This is a genomic window from Ureibacillus sp. FSL W8-0352, from assembly GCF_038004345.1.
GTDB lineage: Bacteria > Bacillota > Bacilli > Bacillales_A > Planococcaceae > Ureibacillus > Ureibacillus thermosphaericus.
Map to the genome: position 1 here is coordinate 363,957 of NZ_JBBOQT010000001.1, position 19,294 is coordinate 383,250.

The window sequence follows — 19,294 nt, forward strand, 5'->3', positions numbered from 1 at the left end:
CGAAATTCAGTCGAAAGAGACGCTCTTTTCGACTGGATTTTTTATTTTCATCATCTTTTTCTAATAGAGTGGGGTATAATGATTTATGATTGATGAAAAAATGATTATTTGGAGGAAATAAAAATGTATTTTCAAGTAAAAGATGTACAACAATATCAACAGAACAAAGAATTTATTGATACTGCAATCGTTCCACTAGTTTATTTAGATTTTGCTGAGGACAAGATGGTAAAAAGCAGCTCGGATGTAGAGTTTTTAATGTCGCTTACATCCTTTATTGAACAGCAATTTAAAGGCCGCTTAATGTTAATTCCTCCATTTTCTTATACAGAAAGCACAAGAAGCGAGCAGGTTGTCCCAATCTTGAAAAAAAATATACAAGAAGGAGGATTTAAACACGTCATCTTTATCACTTGCGATCATTATTGGACAAACCTTCAAAAAGAAGTGGATGTTATTTGGTTGCCTGCAATACCAATTGAATCGATGGACAAAGATGTGAAGAAACGAATTTTAGAAGAACAATTAAAACAAGTAATCCCAGTTCTGACATCTAAGTGGACTCAACAGTAGAAATTATTTCAATAATTGTTCACATTCTAAATAAATACGAGATATTGCAATATTGACCTGCCTATTTTATTGATATATCATAGATATGTCCTAGTTTATACTATTATTATTATGTCTGTTGGACTGACCTTAAGTTAGAGGGGGGAAAAGGATGGTTAACAAAAAGGTTTCAAGACGTCAATTTCTTAACTACACTTTAACTGGTGTTGGTGGATTTATGGCGGCAGGTATGCTAATGCCAATGTTACGCTTTGCAATTGATCCAGCTTTACAAGTTAAAGCTGAAGGCGATTTTATACTAACTAGCCAAAAAATTGCTGACTTAACTGATGTTCCCGTACGAGTTGACTTTACTTATGAACAAGTAGACGCTTGGTATAAGTCTGAAGTTTCGGAAATGGCTTGGGTTTACAAAGAAGGAGATCGAATCGTAGCTCTTTCACCTGTTTGTAAACACTTAGGTTGTACGGTTAACTGGGAAGGTGACCGCCCAAATGAATACTTCTGTGCTTGTCATGGTGGACGTTATGAAAAGAATGGTAAAAACATTCCAGGTACACCACCAACAGGTCCGTTAGATGAGTATGAAGTATCTGAAAAAGATGGTTATTTAATGCTTGGGAAGAAAATACCAAACACATTAGTTTAATTAGTTAGGGGGTACAACACAAGTGCTAAATAAATTATATGATTGGGTCGATGAACGTTTAGATATCACCCCAATTTGGCGTGATATTGCCGACCATGAAGTGCCAGAGCACGTAAACCCTGCACATCACTTCTCTGCATTCGTCTACTGTTTCGGAGGACTTACATTCTTCATTACGGTTATTCAAATTTTATCTGGTATGTTCTTAACAATGTATTATGTACCAGACGTAGAGAATGCATGGAAATCAGTATACTACTTGCAAAACGAAGTAGCATTTGGTGAGATTGTGCGCGGTATGCACCACTGGGGAGCTTCATTAGTTATCGTAATGATGTTCTTACATACGCTTCGTGTATTCTTCACAGGTTCTTATAAGAAACCTCGTGAATTAAACTGGATTGTAGGGGTATTAATCTTCTGTGTTATGTTAGGTCTTGGATTCACAGGATACCTACTACCTTGGGACATGAAAGCGTTGTTTGCTACAAAAGTAGGTCTTGAAATTGCGGGTTCTGTACCATTTATTGGTGAACTAATCAAAATCTTACTTGCTGGTGATGCTACAATCATCGGTGCTCAAACATTAACTCGTTTCTTCGCTATTCACGTATTCTTCTTGCCAGCAGCTTTATTTGCGTTGCTTGCAGTTCACTTTATTATGATTCGTCGTCAAGGTATTTCAGGACCACTATGATTTAAGTTATAGAGTTGTTATTCAAAAGGAGGGGACAACATGCATCGCGGAAAAGGAATGAAATTCGTCGGCGACTCTCGCGTTAAGGCCTCAAACCGAATGCCGAATAAGCCGAAAGATTATTCCGAATATCCAGGTAAAACAGAAGCCTTCTGGCCAGACTTCTTATTAAAAGAATGGATGGTTGGTTCTGTTTTCCTTATCGGTTATTTGATTTTAACAGTCGCTCACCCATCACCATTAGAGCGTCCAGCTGATCCAACTGATACAGGTTATATTCCATTACCAGACTGGTATTTCTTATTCTTATATCAATTATTAAAATATTCATTTGCTTCTGGTGACTATAACGTTATCGGTGCAATTGTTATGCCAGGACTTGCTGTTGCAGCATTATTATTAATGCCTTGGTTAGATAAAGGTCCTGAGCGTCGTCCATCAAAACGACCAATTCCAACTGCAATTATGTTATTGGTAGTAGCTTCAATGTTCTATTTAACATGGGAGTCTGTTGTAAACCATGACTGGGAAGCTTCAAAAGCTCAAGGTCAAATTACACCAAAAGATTTAGGACTAGTACCAGATATTGAAATTGATGAGAATTCTGAAGGCTATCAAATCTTCCAATCTCAACAAACTTGTGTTGCTTGTCACGGCGGTGATTTAACAGGTGTTGGTTCAAACCCTATGTTATTAGGTAATGAACTAACAGCTGAAGAAGTTGAAGAAGTAATTCGAAATGGCCGTGGTGCAATGCCTCCAGGACAATTCTCTGGTACGGATGAAGAATTAAAAACATTAGCAGAATTTATTGCGTCATTAAAAGAAGAATAATGTTTTTGAAGGGAGTTAGTTATTATGCTAGCTCCTTTTTTCTTTATGGCTTATGTATATAAAATTCGAAAATAATTCACAATCTGCTGTCATATTTGGTATTATTACTTATGAAAAATAATAACCATATATGCCTATTTTTTCAAAAAGGAGAAACACAATGAAAACCTTATTGCCGCAGTTTACGTACGTGTTACAACATCGCACCTTTTTAACTTTGTTATTCATTGTTAATTTCTTAGGTACCATCTACGGATATATTTGGTATATTCCTCAACTTTCAAGAACGGCACCACAATTTCTCATTTTTGTACCGGATAGCCCTACTGCGAGCTTATTTTTCTGTTTAGCTATTATAGGCTGGTTATTGGGCACGAACTTTAAATTAATTGAAGCCCTTGCATTAATAACGTTAGTGAAATACGGTATATGGGCAGTAGTGATGAATATACTAACATTGATGGAGATAGGTTCAATTGGGGTTGCAGGATGGATGTTGGTAGTTTCTCATGGTATGATGGCAGTAGAAGGAATTCTATATATGCAGAAATACCGCTTTACAAACATTCATATTGCCATAGCTGCTATCTGGACTTTGCATAATGATGTCATCGATTATGTATATGGACAAATGCCAACGTACAGCAGTTTATACAAATATGCCAACCATATTGGATATTTCACATTTTGGTTATCAATTGTCTGTATAGCTATTTCCTATTATTCTTTAAAGAAGCGTAATTATTTGCATATAATTTAAAAAATAATTAGAATAAAAAGTAAGATGAACAGTAGGAAAGGGGACTAAAGTCAACAGGATGTATATTCTATACTTTCTAATCATTTTATTATTACCAATTTATGCACAATTTAAAGTTCGAAACACTTATAAACGTTTTTCAAGTGTACATGCGTCAAAAGGCTTAACAGGTGCTCAAGTAGCGCGAATGATTTTAGATAGTCATGGACTTTATGATGTTCGCGTCGTTCCAACACAAGGTGTTTTATCCGATCACTATAACCCGATGACAAAAACTGTGGCATTATCTGAAGATAACTATCATAATGATTCATTGGCTGCAATTGCAGTAGCTGCCCACGAATGCGGACACGCTGTTCAACATAAAGAAGCATACTCTTTTTTAACTTTACGTTCAAAACTTGTACCAGTTGCAAACTTCTCATCTAGTTTATCTTGGATTTTTGTACTAATCGGTATTATTTCGTACAGTGCCAATATGCTTTTATTAGGTATTATTTTACTTGGTGCCGGCGTATTGTTCCAACTTATAACATTACCAGTGGAATTTGATGCGTCGAAACGCGCTATGAATGAAGTCATTCAATTAGGAATTATTAACAATGATGAAGAACGTGGTGCAAGAAAAGTATTAAGTGCAGCAGCATTAACTTATGTTGCAGCAGCTGCAGTGGCTGTACTAGAACTATTGCGTTTAATTTTAATATTTACAAATATGAGTTCTAATGAAGATTAATGAACTGTAAAGAGCGAGTTGGTCAAATGCCAATTCGCCTTTTTGCTTTTTAGAAGAATAATTAGTTGGAATATACGGGTGACAAAGATTCCATTTAACTTGAACAAATAAATATGTAAGAAAAAATTCAAATTTTCCATGAATCAATTAATAAGCCCTCCCTTTCATTAATAAGATATAGCAAATCGGCTTGAACAGGAGGGGAAAGATGAAGATTAGTTATTCGAAACTGTTTTTGTTCGGGTTTCTTGGTTTCATTATTATTCTATGTCTTGCAATATATTCCATTAAATTATCTTTAAGCTATTTAGATAATGAAGATGAAGAAACGTATGATGGTTTTAGAATTTCAGATATTAAAGAATCAGATTTAACAGAGGAGAGCATTTCGATCGAATTCAAAGAAGATCATTAATATACTTGACATTTTGTGAGGCTGTCTTATGGAGCAGATTTACCTAGACAGCCTTTGAAAGTACGAGCTGAATGTAATGGGATCAAGTAAAGGGCTAAAGCAATTTATTATTCTTCAATTCGGAACCCTTCTCCTGTTACATCTTTTACATCAACAATGGACACGAAAGCATTTGGATCGAGTTTACGGATAATGGATTTTAGTTGAACGATTTCATTTCGACTGACGATGCAGTACAACACATCTCTTGACTGTTTTGTATAGTATCCGTAAGCATGAAAAACTGTGATTCCACGATTCATTTTTTCAGTTACGGATTTTGCGATTTCATCTGGTTTATTGGAAATAATGAATGCCCCTTTCGCGGAATATGCCCCTTCTTGAACGATATCAATCACTCTAGCTCCCACAAATACAGCCACAAGCGTATACATCATTGTGATGGAACTTAAGAAAGTTAACCAAGAGGCAACTAGTACTAAAGAGTCGAATAGAAACATCGTTTTTCCCATGCTCCAACCAATATATTTATTGGCAAGGCGGGCAATGATATCAACGCCACCAGTAGTCCCACCACAACGGAAAATGATACCTAAACCGACACCTACAAATACTCCTGCAAATAAAGATGCCAGTAGTAAATCGTTGTGCAAATCTAGCGGAAATTGATAGGTTTGAAAAATTCTTAAAAATACAGAAACGCTTATGATGCCGAGAACCGAGTAGAAAAACTCTTTACGTCCAAGCAATTTCCAACCTAAAATAAACATTGGAATATTTAAAAGGATGTTCATAATTGCCGGATCCCAATTAAGTGTAAAAAATAGAATTAAAGTAATTCCACTAAATCCGCCTTCTCCCAGCTCATTTAACATATTAAAATGGACGAAACCGAAACTGAAAATGGCAGTTCCTATAATAATTCCAATAATTTGTTGGATTTTAATATCCTTCAATCTATTACCTCCTTATGAAGAAAGGGCGTTATGGCAAGAGTGCATTTTAATTATGTTTTATTTTTCTACTTTTGACAACGAAATTCCTTTTCATTACGATTGTTAAGAAAGAGTGATATGATAATATAATAAACATTTAATCATAACAATATTCGACTTAATTTTTTGTTGGATGCAAACATTCAAGTAAAATAGGAGTAAAGACATTAGCAAGTAGGGGAATAGAAGTACCATTTGAAACCTTATAAGAAGAAATAAACATTGATGATATGAAAGGACGAATGCCAATGACAATAAGAGTAGCAATCGCAGGTTGCAGAGGGAAAATGGGGAAGGAAGCTGTCAACACTGTTGTCAATCAAGAAGGAATGGAGTTAGTAGCAGCTCTTGATTACAAACATGTTGGAGAAAGTCTTGCGGAACTTGAAATGTTCCCACCCGATTTAGATGTACCGATTTTTTTGAATTTAAAACAATTAATTGAAGAAACAAAACCTGATGTATTAATTGATTTAACAAGCCCTCAAGCAGTGTATGACCATGTAAAGGTATCTCTTTTACATAACGTTCGTCCAGTTGTTGGAACTACAGGATTTACAGACGAACAACTAGAGGAATTAATTCAGCTTGCCGAAGAACAAAAAACGGGTTGTATTATTGCACCGAATTTTGCCATTGGTGCTGTGTTAATGATGAAGTTTGCAAAAGAAGCGGCAAAATATTTGCCTAACGTTGAAATTATCGAATTACATCATGATCGCAAATTAGATGCTCCTTCTGGTACAGCAAAGAAAACCGCTCAAATGATTGCAGAAGTTAGAGAAGCGCAAAAACAAGGACATCCATTAGAAGAGGAAACGATGAAAGGTGCAAGAGGAGCAGATTTTGAAGGGATGCGTATTCACTCTGTTCGCCTTCCTGGATTAGTCGCTCACCAAGAGGTAATTTTTGGCGGAAAAGGTCAATTATTAACCATTCGTCATGATTCCTTTAACCGAGAATCCTTTATGGATGGCATTGTGTATTGTGTCGAAAAAGTCATGGAACTAGACAAATTAGTTTATGGAATGGAAAATATTTTATAAACCGGGAAGATTGGAATGAGTGAATATGAAAATTGCATTAATTGCCCATGATCGTAAAAAAGATAGTCTTGTCGAGTTTGCCATTGCATATAAAGAAATATTACAGCAACATGAATTATATGCTACAGGAACAACAGGTCGCCGCATCATTGAAGAAGTTGGATTAGAGGTTACGTGTTTCCGATCAGGTCCATTAGGGGGCGATCAACAAATTGGAGCGATGATTGCAAACAACGATATGGATATGGTATTTTTCTTCCGCGATCCGTTAACTGCGCAACCTCATGAACCAGACGTCACAGCCCTCGTGCGTTTATGTGATGTTTATCACGTTCCGCTTGCAACGAATATGGGAACGGCAGAAATCTTATTAAAAGGGCTCCAAAAAGGTTTCGTTGATTGGAGACTCATTCAAGAAAGAAAATTTAATTAAACAGTGGCTATACTGTTGATTTCCCTTATTTGAATGCCATTGTTCAGTTTAACAGTTTAGTCTTTTCGTTATGTTGGTATAAATTAGTGAATATAATGAATACGCATAAATTGAAAGGACGTGTGTCGGTGAGAAAATTAAAGATAGGTATTACATGTTACCCTACTGTGGGTGGCTCAGGAGTGTTAGCGACAGAGCTTGGTAAAAAACTTGCTGAGCGCGGTCATGAAATTCATTTTATCACTTCTAGTGTTCCTTTTCGGTTAAAGAAAATTTACCCGAATGTCTTTTTCCACGAAGTAGAAGTAAATAATTATTCCGTTTTTCAATATCCTCCGTATGATATCGCTTTGGCAAGTAAAATGGCCGATGTCATTTTAGATGAAAAATTAGATGTATTGCATGTTCATTATGCGATACCGCATGCAGTGTGTGCAGTCCTTGCCCGCGATATGTGTGGAGAAAATATTGGAATTGTCACAACGTTACACGGAACAGATATTTCTGTATTAGGCCAAGATTCCACACTCTCCCAAGCCATCAGATATGGAATTGAAAAATCCGACATAGTCACAGCAGTATCCAACGCATTAAAACAACAAACCTATGATATTATTGGTACGAATAAAGAAATCGAAACGATATATAATTTTGTGGATGAATCCGTATTTAAACCAATAGAAAAAGCTACTCTGTTAAAACAGCAATATGGTATTCGTGATGATGAAAAGGTCATCATTCACTGTTCAAACTTCAGAAAGATTAAAAACTTGCCAGACATTGTTGAAACATTCATCGAAATTCGAAAACAGCTTCCAGCAAAATTACTGCTCGTTGGAGATGGCCCTGAAAAACACCGAGTGATGGTTCAGGTGAAAGAATCTCCATATAAAGACGATATTTTATTTTTAGGAAAACAAGAAAATGTGGAAGAATTATTTTCTATTAGCGATTTAAAATTATTATTGTCTGAAAAAGAATCGTTTGGTTTAGTGCTATTGGAAGCAATGGCATGTGGTGTTCCGGGTATTGGAACGAACGTTGGAGGAATACCGGAAGTAATTGAGCATGGTGTCAATGGCTATGTTGTTGAGTTAGGTGATGTGCAACAAGCGGCTGCATATGCGATTGAATTGTTAACAGATGAAAATAAACATGAGGAATTTAAACTAAACGCAATACAAACGGTTCAAACAAAATTCCACGAAGAACCTATTATCGATCAATACGAAGAATTATATTATCGATTGGCGGCATTAAAAGTATGAAACAGGTAAAAGATTGGGATGTCGCATTGCGCGTCATTGATAAAATTGAAAAAGCTGGATTTGAAGCCGTCATTGTTGGCGGTGCAGTACGCGACCATTTGCTGCAACGAGAAATACATGATGTCGATGTGGCAACAAGTGCACTACCGATGGAAATTAAAAAAATATTTTCCAATACAGTTGATGTAGGAATTGAGCATGGCACGGTGGTTGTTTTAGACGAAGGGAAACCGATTGAAGTAACAACTTATCGTACAGACGGAACCTATACAGATTTTCGCCGACCGGAAGAAGTCACATTTGTACGAGATTTGCCAAAAGATTTAGAACGGCGTGATTTTACGATTAATGCCATGGCTTATACAAAGGATGGTACCATTATCGACCTATTTGGTGGGAAAGAAGATATTGAGAATCGTATAATTCGAGCAGTTGGAGATGCCAATTCCCGATTTCGAGAAGATGCTCTTCGAATGCTTCGAGCAGTGCGTTTTGCTGCACAATTAGGCTTTGATATAGATGAATCAACGATGAAAGCCATCCAAAAAGATTGTGATTTAATTGAATTTATTGCCCGTGAACGAATTCATATGGAATTCTCAAAAATGTGGGTAGCAGATTATGTATATTTCGGTGTTAAAGCTCTAGTCGACAGTGATTTAGCCCTTTACTTACCTGGCAACTTTAGAGAGAATTTAGAGGTTTGGAAGGAATTTCACACAAAGCAAGAGGAAGTTGGATGGGCATACCTCTGTTTGCTAAACCGTAATGATATGGAGAATATTATTGATTTTTATAAATTATCCAATAAACAAAAAAACTTTACGAAAAAAGTGATTCAAGCGTATGACAGTCTCTTAAAACGTTGGGATGAATATGATTATTTTTCAAATGATCTAATAATTTTAGAAACAGCTTATGATTTTGCAATTTGGCAAGGAAAAAATGTTCCATTTGCAAAAGAGCATATTGCGAAGGTGAAAGAACATTTACCAATTCAATCAATGGAACAATTTGCACTGAATGGCAACCTCTTAATGGAATGGTCAGGTTTAAAGGGCGGTCCTTGGTTGAAAGAAGCATTAAACAAAGCGTTATATGCAGTATTATCAGGCAGAGTAAAAAATGATGAAGAACACTTAAAGGAATGGTTCCACAATGAATTTATCGATGAAAGACAAAATCATTAAACGTTTTTTAGAAGCAAAAGATGAGCCAATTTCGGGGCAACAATTGGCAGATGATTTAGGAATTTCTCGTACAGCAATTTGGAAACATTTACAAAATCTGCAAGAAGAGGGATATGAATTTATTACGATTAAGAAAAAAGGGTATAAATTAATTGCTGTACCTGATCGTGTAGATGCTGCTAAAATTTCATCCTATTTAAAAACGAAACGCTTTGGCCACACGATTCATTATTTTGAAGAAATAGATTCGACACAAAGGCTGGCTCACCAGTTGGCAAGAGATGGTGCGAAAGACGGCACGATCATCATTGCTGAAGAACAAACTGGTGGAAAAGGAAGAATGCAAAGAACATGGTATTCTGCAAAAGGGAAAGGGATTTGGATGACAGTTATTGTTCGTCCAGATCTTCTCCCTCACCAAGCGCCTCAATTAACATTAATCGCTGCGGTTAGCATCGTAATGGCAATGAAATCTTTATATACTAACTTTACACCAGAAATTAAGTGGCCAAATGATATTTTAATTAATGGAAAAAAATGCGTTGGGATATTAACGGAAATGCTAGCAGAAATGGATCGGGTGGACGGTTTGTTAATTGGAATTGGCATCAACGCCAATCATGAACAGACTGATTTTCCAGATGAACTGCAAGAGATTGCAACATCAGTTGCCATAGAGGAAAAGCAAAAAGTGGACCGTGCACAACTTGTTGCGGAGATTCTATCATATTTAGAACGATATACAGATGAGTATATCGAAAATGGTTTTAAGTCCATTAAGCAATTGTGGGTAGAGCATTCTTGTACAATTGGAAAACGAATTAGAGCATCAACGATTAGGGAAGTTATTGAAGGACAAGCAATTGGAATTACCGATGAAGGCGTACTGGAAATATTATTGGATAACGGTCAAATAAAGAAAGTTTATTCTGCAGATATTGAGATTCAAAATCAATAGCTATTTCAAACGCCCTGTCTTATATTTCATTCAACGCTTTACAAACTAGGCTTTTTTCTGTATCTTTTTAATAAAGTTGTGTAGTTCGATGGGCAGTATCGTAACGAACTGTACCTGTACGCAACTTGATAAATGGAATCTGCCTTGATCTAGTAAGACAGGGACGGAAGAAAACAAGTTCGAAACATCCGAACAAATACTATCCTTCTGTCCATTTTTGGAAGAAGGATATTTTTTTGTTTTCTTCCTCCGAATTTAATAAGGAGGAAACAATATGAAAACAACGAGCGATTTTTTAAAGATGAAGCAGAATCGTGAGAAAATCGTTATGGTTACTGCTTACGACTATCCTGCTGCAAAATATGCAGAAGAAGCGGAAGTCGATATGATTCTTGTCGGCGACTCGTTAGGGATGGTTGTTTTAGGCTACGATTCTACAGTGCAAGTAACTGTGGAAGATATGATTCATCATGCAAAGGCGGTTCGTCGAGGAGCTAAAGACACATTTTTAGTGGTGGACATGCCTTTCGGATCCTACCATGGTGATCCGAATGAAGCGTTAAAAACAGCAGTTCGCATGATGCAGGAAACAGGAGCAGATGCACTGAAATTAGAAGGTGCCGGTGAAGTGTTATATGTGATAAAAAAATTAGTTCAAGCTGGAATTCCTGTTGTAGCTCATTTAGGTTTGACACCTCAATCGGTTGGGGTTCTAGGCGGATATAAAGTCCAAGGGAAGACGGCAGAACAAGCTAAAAACTTAATTGAAGATGCCCTTCGTTGCCAAGAAGCAGGAGCCATGGCTCTAGTATTGGAATGTATTCCTCATCAATTAACAGAAATTGTATCCAATAAACTAGTTATTCCAACAATCGGCATTGGTGCTGGTCCTGAAGCAGATGGACAAGTACTAGTATTCCATGACTTATTAAGATATGGAAATCACCATATTCCGAAATTTGCGAAGGAATTTGCAAATGTTGGGGAACACATTCAGAAGGGGATTGAAGGGTATACAAAGAGTGTAAAAGATGGCTCGTTCCCAGCTCCTGAACATTGCTTCAACATGAAAGATGAAGTATTATTTTCAATTTATGGAGGCAAATAACCGATGGAAGTCGTCACAACAATAGCCGAACTAAAAGAGATTGTAAGAAAGGTAAAAGCAGAAGGAAAAACAATCGGTCTTGTACCAACGATGGGCTATCTTCATGAAGGTCATATGGCGTTGGCGAAAGCGGCAAGAGAAGAAAACGATTTTATCATCATGAGTATTTTTGTGAATCCTACTCAATTCGGACCGAATGAAGACTATGAAACTTATCCAAGGGATTTAGAACGAGATCAAAAAATTGCCGAATCGGTAGGAGTAGATGTTGTGTTTGCTCCATCAGTTGATGAAATGTATCCAACTGATGGCGGTATTCGAATTCATGCAGGCAGACAAGCAACGATTCTTTGTGGTGCATCAAGGCCAGGGCACTTTGATGGTGTGTTGCAAGTAGTTACAAAGTTATTCCATTTAGCAGAACCGACAAGAGCTTATTTCGGCCAAAAGGATGCACAACAAGCTGCCATTATTTCTACTCTTGTTAGAGATTTTAATTTCCCATTAGAAATTCGTACAGTGCCAATTATTCGAGAAGAAGACGGACTTGCGAAATCTTCTCGAAATGTGTATTTGTCTGAAAATGAGCGCAAGGAAGCTCCGGCAATTTATCGAGGACTGCAGCTTGCGAAAGAGGAATTTTTATCTTCCAAAGATGCAGAAAAAGCTATTGGCGTTGCAAAAGACTATATCTTAAAGAACACAACAACAGGGCGTATCGATTATATTGAATTGTTAGCTTATCCAGATTTAAAACCAATCGATGACAGCACGAAGCAATATTTACTTGCAGCAGCAGTATTTATTGGAAAAACTAGACTAATAGACAATATTATGTTTACGAATAAAGGGGATACAGAGAATGTTTAGAGAAATGATGAACGCAAAAATTCATCGTGCACAAGTAACAGAAGCCGATTTAAATTATGTCGGTTCTATTACAATCGATGCCGATATTTTAGATGCAGTAGGCATGCTTCCAAACGAAAAAGTGCAAGTGGTAAATAACAATAACGGTGCTCGTTTTGAAACATACATTATTCCAGGTAAACGTGGTAGCGGCGTTATTTGTGTGAATGGAGCTGCTGCTCGCCTCGTTCAAAAAGGGGATATTGTAATTATTATTTCATATGCTTACGTAGAGCAAGAAAAACTTTCGGAACATAAGCCTACTGTGGCAATTATGGATGAAGGAAATAAAATTAAAGAAATTATTCACTACGAACTTGAAGCTACTGTACTGTAATCTTGTAGAAAAGAGAGCAAATTGGAACGACATATCCTGTTTGCTCTTTTTTATTTTTAAATAAATGAAGAATATTTTTCTGAAAATGGCAAATAACATAATGAAATTGCAACTATTCAGATGACAAACTTGCTGTTTTTGCATAAGAAAAATTCCTTCATTTACATTGATTTACAATTTTTTAGGTGATATTTTTGTTAAAGAGGTGATGAAAATGAAGAAATACGACGTTGCCATTATTGGAGCAGGTGCAGGAGGCTATGTTGCAGCAATTTATGCGGCTCGAAGCGGATTAAACATTGCTTTAGTAGAAAAAGGGAAAGTGGGAGGAGCTTGTTTTAATCTTGGGTGCATTCCGTCCAAAATCATGATTGAACATTCGAAACTCATTCAAAAAATGAAGCTAGGAGAACAGTGGGGGATTTCGACTAATAACATTGAAATCGATTTTCCAAAACTAATGCAACGGAAAGAAGACTTGATTCAGCAATTACTAGAAGATATTCATCGTTATATTGGTAATAATACGATTACTTATTACTCTGGAAAAGCTGAAGTAACAAAAGATTTAGTTGTTAAAGTAAACGGAGAAGAGTTTGAGGCGAAAGACATTATTTTAGCGACAGGAAGTAAACCATTCGTACCTCCATTTAAAGGGTTAGAGACAGCAACATATTACACAACTGATACGATTTTCAATATGAAAGAGCTGCCAAAGCAACTCACAATCATTGGTGGTGGTGTGATTTCAATTGAGATGGCTTTTAGCTTAGCACCATTGGGCACAAAAGTAACGATTTTAAATCATAGCCGTGACATTTTGCAGACAGAAGAACCAGATGCACGACCAATTATACGGAAAAAGTTGCATGAGTTAGGAGTGGAACTTGTACTCGATTTTGAATTTGAAGAAATTCGTGGAAATGAAATTGTGACTTCAAGAGGGGTTTATACATATGAAAATTTATTATTTGCAACAGGTAGAAGACCAAATGTAGAAATTGCAGAAGCACTTGGATTAGAAATGGACGGCCGTTACATTAAAGTTAACGAATATTATGAAACAAATATGCCACATGTATATGCAATTGGCGATATCATCGGAGGTCATCAATTGGCACATGCAGCGAGCGCAGAAGGAATTCATGCCATTGAAGCAATTTTAGGAAATAAACCAGAACCGATTGATTTATCTACCATTCCACGTTGCGTCTATTCAACTCCTGAAATCGCGACATTTGGGGCATTGGAAAATGAAGTAAGTGCAGACGAAGTCATTGTTACAAAATTACCATTTAAAACAAATCCGAAAGCATTGATGGAAGGAAATGCAGATGGATTCATTAAATTTATTTCAAGCAAAAAGGACAATAGCATTTTAGGAGCATGCGTTGTAGGAGATGGTGCGACGGAAATTCTTAATTCCATGCTTGCAGTAAAAGTGGCTGGTGGAACAGCAGAAGATTTAGCTAAAATCATTTTCCCGCATCCTACAAAAAGCGAGCTTATTGGAGATGCAGCAAGAACAGTATTTTGGAAAGGAATCCATATTTAAAAACATTAACTTAGTGAAAAGGTTTCATATCCTTTTCGCTTTTTTTATGTGGCAAATGAGTGCCATCAAAATAAGATATATTTTTATTCGAAAATACTCAAAATCCGAAGCGAATTAGCCAAATTAACGATAAGCATTCGTAAAATATGAATTTCGATGAATGATGTAAAACAAGACCATGCATTCTTATGTTATGATAAAATTCGCTTATAAATTATAAACATATGTAAATGTGAGTTGAGATTCAAATGGAAAATCAAAAATATGTCATTGTCGATTTAGAAACGACCGGTCATTCTCCTAAAGAAGGAGATCGAATGATTCAAATTGCGATGGTCATTATGAAAAATTGGGAAGTGCAAAAAACTTTCACTACCTTTATCCATCCAGGAAGAACGATTCCTTTATTTATACAAGATTTAACAAATATTTCAGACCAAGACGTCAAGGACGCATTACCATTCGAATCATATGCAGAAGAAATATATGAAATATTGCAGGATGCAGTTTTTGTAGCTCATAATGCCGACTTTGATTTATCTTTTTTGCAATCGGAATTTGAACGTGCGGGATTGCCGAGATGGAAAGGGAAGAAAATTGACACTGTTGAACTATCTAAAATACTGTTTCCTATGGCATTAGGCTATAAATTAGCGGATCTTGCCAGCGAATTAAATATTCCGCTCAATAATGCACATCGAGCGGATGATGATGCGATGGCAACGGCTTTATTATTCAAGAAATGTTGGGAAGAAATGTTATCACTTCCCATTCCAACTATTGAACAATTGCATAAACAGTCATTTAAATTAAAATCGAATATTTCCCATTTATTATTCCAAGCATTACAAGTAAAACGGAAAACGATCGAGAACGAATCGGATTATATCTATTATCAACAATTCGCATTAAAGAAAAAGGCGCTAAAAAGTGCTGAAAAAGATTTGAAGGGAAGTTACCCATATTCTACTGATGAAAAAGTTGAGCTTCTTTCAAAACACTTTCCCAAATTTGAAAAACGCCAAGAGCAATTTCAAATGATGGATGCCATTTGGGAAACTTATCAAGCGAAAAAAGAAATTATGATTGAAGCATCCACAGGGATTGGGAAAACGCTTGGATATTTGTTACCTTCCATTATCTATGCAAAGCAACGAGGAAAGAAAATATGCATTAGTACTTATACGTCATATTTACTTGAACAAATCTTATATAAAGAGATTCCTAAAATTGAAAAGGTTTTAGGAATAAAGGTAAATGTATCTCTACTAAAAGGAATGCAAAATTACATCGATTTAGAGTTATTTGAACAGCTCATTCAACAAGATGGACATTCCTACGATGAAACGTTGACGATTTTGCAAATTATCGTATGGCTATCAAAAACGAATACTGGTGATTTAAGTGAATTGAATCTATCCGGCGGAGGGCAATTATTCGTTGAAAAAATTCGCAAAAAAAATCGCAATCACCAAAATTCTTTTGATTTTTTTGAAAAAGCCATTAAGGAAAGCTTAGAGTCAGATATTATTGTAACGAACCATGCAATGTTGCTAGCTGATTTAGTGCGTATTGAGCCGATTTTCCAATCGATTGACGGATGGGTAATTGACGAAGCGCACCAATTTGTACAAGCAGCAATTCAACGTGATCAAATTATGTTTTCTTATGCTCAATGGAAATATCTTTTTGGTCAGATTGGAATTTCTTCTGATTCAGGTCTATTCCAAGCTTTTCGAAAAGCAGCAATACAAACAGGAAGAGTCTCTGAACAACTATTTTTCCAATTAGAAAAGTCTTTTGCAACTACTTTGGAACGTATTGAAAGCGCAATGCAAACACTCGCAATTTCAATACAAAATCAAAAACCACCTTTATTAGATTATAAACAGACGGCATTTTTAAATGATTTATCATTAAATATGCCATTGTTGAAAGATGTTTCGAGAACTTTGCAAAAATGGATTGATTTAGCGGAATATGTTTCAAACCAAGTTCGTCAAGATGTTGAAGAACTCCCAAAGAAAAATAAGCTGCTGTTAGAACGTTGGGATTATTGGATTCGAGAATTAAAAATCAAATTAGCTGAATGGGATGAACTATTTTTTGTAAAAAGCAATCAATTTGCCGTTTGGGTTGAAATAGATAAACGGCATATCCCAGGCAGCCTTCGCATATACAAGAAGCCGATTGAAATAACAGAAACAGTCGATGTATTGTTTAATAATTTAAGGAAAAACGCAGGTGTTATATGGACGTCGGGCACTTTGACCATTCCGAATAATGAGCGATTTATAGCAAAACAATTAGGAATAGCCGACAATGTCCCGATTCTTAAATTGGAAGCTCCCCAAAACTATTACGGTGGAGCGAAAGGTTATATCGTATCCGATATGCCAGATATTCAAGGAGTATCGCAGTCGGATTATATTGAATCGGTTGCAGCGGCTGTAACTCAAATTATTCAAACGATTGAAGGTCGATGTTTTGTTTTATTTACTTCGCAAGATATGCTAAAGAGAACGGTTGAGCTTATTCAAGAAGCAAAATTATTAAATGACTATTTGTTATTTGCACAAGGTGTTACGAGTGGTAGCCGAATGCGGTTATTAAAATCATTCCAAAAATTCCATCGATCTGTATTGTTTGGTACGAACAGTTTTTGGGAAGGGGTCGATGTACCTGGAGAAGATTTGAGTGCTGTCATCATAGTAAGGCTACCTTTTTCTTCCCCTGATGAACCAACGTTTAAAGCAAAAGCAACGATGTTAACAGAAAAAGGGCAAAACGCTTTTATAGATTTATCTTTACCTGAGGCAATATTACGATTCAAGCAAGGATTCGGGAGACTCATTCGCTCGTCAAAAGATAAAGGAGTGTTCATTGTACTGGATCGACGAATTGAAACGAAATCGTATGGTAAAGAATTTATAAAAGCACTTCCTAACATTAAAATTGAAAAACTCCCTCTACAACATATGGTGAAAGACTTACAACATTGGTATAATAACAAAGGTGAGGAAGGAAAGCAGGTAGACAACAATTGAAAAAAAGAAAAAATTATTCCATAAAATATAAGGTGTTTAAATGAAAAATTGGATTATTTTTATCACAAGTTTTATGTTAATATTAACTATTGGAATATCTGTTTTAGTCTTCTGGAAAGCGTCAAGCCCATTTGTAAAAATAGAGAAGCAGGCTGTGGAATTAGCAATTTCATCTAATTCCATCAAAACAGCCACTGATGCTTATGTTTACAATGGAAATAAACCGTATGTCACCGTTTTCGGAGTAGATGAAAAGGGTGAGGAAAAGGCTGTTTTTGTACCGATTACATTAGATGATAAATCGATACAAATCGTTAGCTTAAAAGACGGTATAACAGAAGACGAGGCTAAATCATTTTTAGATGAACAAAATGTTAAACAAGTGCTTCATACAAAATTAGGCTATGAGGAACCAGGCGCTGTTTGGGAAATCGCTTATATTAACAAATCGGATAAACTCAATTACGTCTACATTTTGTTTGAAGATGGACAATGGTGGAAACGCATTTTGAACTTATAGGGGAGAAGATTACAAATGAAAGAATTATTAGCCAATCGTGTAAAAACATTAACACCATCTACAACTTTAGCAATTACAGCAAAAGCAAAAGAAATGAAAGCGCAAGGCATTGACGTGATTGGTCTTGGAGCTGGTGAACCAGATTTTAACACTCCACAAAACATCATGGATGCAGCCATTGATTCAATGCAACAAGGGTATACAAAGTATACGCCTTCTGGAGGTCTTCCTGCTTTAAAACAAGCGATTATTGAGAAATTTAAACGAGATAATCAATTGGAATATAAACCTAATGAAATCATTGTTGGTGTTGGAGCGAAGCATGTTCTTTACACATTATTCCAAGTGATTTTAAATGAAGGCGATGAAGTTATTATTCCAATTCCATATTGGGTTTCATATCCTGAGCAAGTAAAACTGGCTGGTGGAGTACCAGTTTATATTGAAGCAACAAGTGAACAAAACTACAAAATTACTGCTGAACAGCTAAAAAATGCTATTACGGATAAAACAAAAGCGGTTATTATCAATTCACCAAGCAATCCTACGGGAATGGTTTATACTCGTGAAGAATTGGAAGCCATTGCGAAAATAGCATTAGAAAATAATATTCTGATTGTATCAGATGAAATTTACGAAAAACTATTATACAATGGAGCGGAGCACTTCTCTATCGCACAAATTTCCGAAGAAGTGAAAGCTCAAACGATTGTTATTAATGGTGTTTCAAAATCCCATTCAATGACGGGATGGAGAATCGGTTATGCTGCAGGTAATGCAGATATTATTAATGCGATGACAGATTTGGCATCTCATTCAACTTCCAATCCAACAACTGCATCTCAATATGCAGCGATTGAAGCTTACAATGGACCACAAGACTCTGTAGAAGAAATGAGAAAAGCCTTTGAGTCTCGATTAGAAACTATTTATCCAAAATTAAGTGCAATTCCTGGTTTCAAAGTAGTGAAACCTCAAGGTGCCTTTTATTTATTGCCAGATGTCAGCGAGGCAGCTCAAAAAACTGGATTTGCTTCAGTAGATGAATTTGCAAGTGCGTTGCTAACGGAAGCAAACGTAGCGGTAATCCCAGGTTCTGGTTTTGGAGCGCCAACGACAATTCGAATCAGTTACGCAACATCTTTAAACTTAATTGAAGAAGCCATTGAACGAATCGATCGATTTGTTAAAGATAAATGGCAAGAATAAGCAGTTTCGCAATACGTAGCGTCCGTATATTACGGACGCTTACTTCATAATGAAA

20 protein-coding genes are annotated in these 19,294 nt (G+C 36.2%); 19 read left to right on the forward strand and 1 reads right to left on the reverse strand.

Features of this window, described 5'->3' with window-relative positions; genetic code table 11:
* The first annotated feature begins 123 nt into the window (after positions 1-123).
* From NST98_RS01845 to NST98_RS01875, 7 genes are all read left to right on the forward strand, one after another.
* Positions 124-573, forward strand: a complete 450-nt coding sequence (locus NST98_RS01845) for a YpiF family protein (protein WP_016836970.1) — start codon at positions 124-126, stop codon at positions 571-573.
* Between the two features lie 151 nt (positions 574-724).
* A complete protein-coding gene (locus tag NST98_RS01850; RefSeq protein ID WP_016836971.1) occupies positions 725-1,222 on the forward strand; it encodes a QcrA and Rieske domain-containing protein in 498 nt (165 codons plus the stop codon).
* Between the two features lie 22 nt (positions 1,223-1,244).
* Positions 1,245-1,919 (forward strand): menaquinol-cytochrome c reductase cytochrome b subunit, encoded by a 675-nt coding sequence (gene qcrB / locus NST98_RS01855; RefSeq protein ID WP_016836972.1) that lies wholly within the window; start codon positions 1,245-1,247, stop codon positions 1,917-1,919.
* 39 nt (positions 1,920-1,958) lie between these two features.
* The gene (locus NST98_RS01860) at positions 1,959-2,753 is read left to right on the forward strand and encodes a menaquinol-cytochrome c reductase cytochrome b/c subunit (RefSeq protein WP_096550825.1); all 795 of its coding nucleotides are present in this window, start codon (positions 1,959-1,961) and stop codon (positions 2,751-2,753) included.
* 160 nt (positions 2,754-2,913) lie between these two features.
* Positions 2,914-3,513, forward strand: coding sequence for a DUF1405 domain-containing protein (locus NST98_RS01865; protein WP_016836974.1), 600 nt, complete (start codon positions 2,914-2,916; stop codon positions 3,511-3,513).
* 58 nt (positions 3,514-3,571) lie between these two features.
* Positions 3,572-4,249: a zinc metallopeptidase gene (locus tag NST98_RS01870; RefSeq protein WP_340714252.1), complete on the forward strand. Its 678-nt coding sequence runs from the start codon at positions 3,572-3,574 to the stop codon at positions 4,247-4,249.
* A gap of 208 nt (positions 4,250-4,457) precedes the next feature.
* Positions 4,458-4,664, forward strand: a complete 207-nt coding sequence (locus tag NST98_RS01875; RefSeq protein ID WP_340714253.1) for a hypothetical protein — start codon at positions 4,458-4,460, stop codon at positions 4,662-4,664.
* Positions 4,665-4,771: 107 nt separating this feature from the next.
* Here NST98_RS01875 and NST98_RS01880 read toward each other — a convergent pair whose 3' ends face one another.
* On the reverse strand, positions 4,772-5,620 hold the full coding sequence (locus tag NST98_RS01880; protein ID WP_340704136.1) for a YitT family protein: 849 nt from the start codon (positions 5,618-5,620) through the stop codon (positions 4,772-4,774).
* 287 nt (positions 5,621-5,907) lie between these two features.
* On the opposite strand from NST98_RS01880, the gene dapB reads away from it, so the two are divergent.
* The 12 genes from dapB to NST98_RS01940 all read left to right on the forward strand — a co-directional run bounded on the left by dapB (position 5,908) and on the right by NST98_RS01940 (position 19,239).
* On the forward strand, positions 5,908-6,705 hold the full coding sequence (dapB, locus tag NST98_RS01885; protein WP_168411770.1) for a 4-hydroxy-tetrahydrodipicolinate reductase: 798 nt from the start codon (positions 5,908-5,910) through the stop codon (positions 6,703-6,705).
* Between the two features lie 25 nt (positions 6,706-6,730).
* Complete coding sequence (locus tag NST98_RS01890) at positions 6,731-7,138, forward strand: methylglyoxal synthase (RefSeq protein ID WP_026018954.1); 408 nt, start codon at positions 6,731-6,733, stop codon at positions 7,136-7,138.
* A gap of 128 nt (positions 7,139-7,266) precedes the next feature.
* Positions 7,267-8,406, forward strand: coding sequence for an N-acetyl-alpha-D-glucosaminyl L-malate synthase BshA (gene bshA / locus NST98_RS01895; protein ID WP_096550830.1), 1,140 nt, complete (start codon positions 7,267-7,269; stop codon positions 8,404-8,406).
* A complete protein-coding gene (locus NST98_RS01900) occupies positions 8,403-9,596 on the forward strand; it encodes a CCA tRNA nucleotidyltransferase (protein ID WP_340714254.1) in 1,194 nt (397 codons plus the stop codon). Before bshA ends, NST98_RS01900 begins: the two co-directional genes overlap by 4 nt.
* Positions 9,565-10,554: a biotin--[acetyl-CoA-carboxylase] ligase gene (locus NST98_RS01905; RefSeq protein WP_168411773.1), complete on the forward strand. Its 990-nt coding sequence runs from the start codon at positions 9,565-9,567 to the stop codon at positions 10,552-10,554. The genes NST98_RS01900 and NST98_RS01905 overlap by 32 nt, the downstream gene beginning before the upstream one ends.
* Before the next feature lie 274 nt (positions 10,555-10,828).
* Positions 10,829-11,662, forward strand: coding sequence for a 3-methyl-2-oxobutanoate hydroxymethyltransferase (panB, locus tag NST98_RS01910; RefSeq protein WP_339288714.1), 834 nt, complete (start codon positions 10,829-10,831; stop codon positions 11,660-11,662).
* 3 nt (positions 11,663-11,665) lie between these two features.
* Complete coding sequence (gene panC, locus NST98_RS01915; protein WP_339288712.1) at positions 11,666-12,532, forward strand: pantoate--beta-alanine ligase; 867 nt, start codon at positions 11,666-11,668, stop codon at positions 12,530-12,532.
* Positions 12,525-12,908 (forward strand): aspartate 1-decarboxylase, encoded by a 384-nt coding sequence (gene panD / locus NST98_RS01920; protein ID WP_340714255.1) that lies wholly within the window; start codon positions 12,525-12,527, stop codon positions 12,906-12,908. Before panC ends, panD begins: the two co-directional genes overlap by 8 nt.
* 214 nt (positions 12,909-13,122) lie before the next feature.
* A complete protein-coding gene (lpdA, locus tag NST98_RS01925; RefSeq protein ID WP_340714256.1) occupies positions 13,123-14,463 on the forward strand; it encodes a dihydrolipoyl dehydrogenase in 1,341 nt (446 codons plus the stop codon).
* Between the two features lie 248 nt (positions 14,464-14,711).
* A complete protein-coding gene (gene dinG / locus NST98_RS01930) occupies positions 14,712-17,510 on the forward strand; it encodes an ATP-dependent DNA helicase DinG (RefSeq protein ID WP_340714257.1) in 2,799 nt (932 codons plus the stop codon).
* 40 nt (positions 17,511-17,550) lie between these two features.
* Entirely contained in the window at positions 17,551-18,030 is a 480-nt protein-coding gene (locus NST98_RS01935; RefSeq protein ID WP_340432869.1) for a cell wall elongation regulator TseB-like domain-containing protein, read from the forward strand.
* Positions 18,031-18,045: 15 nt separating this feature from the next.
* Positions 18,046-19,239 (forward strand): pyridoxal phosphate-dependent aminotransferase, encoded by a 1,194-nt coding sequence (locus tag NST98_RS01940; protein WP_340714258.1) that lies wholly within the window; start codon positions 18,046-18,048, stop codon positions 19,237-19,239.
* The last annotated feature ends 55 nt before the right edge of the window (positions 19,240-19,294 follow it).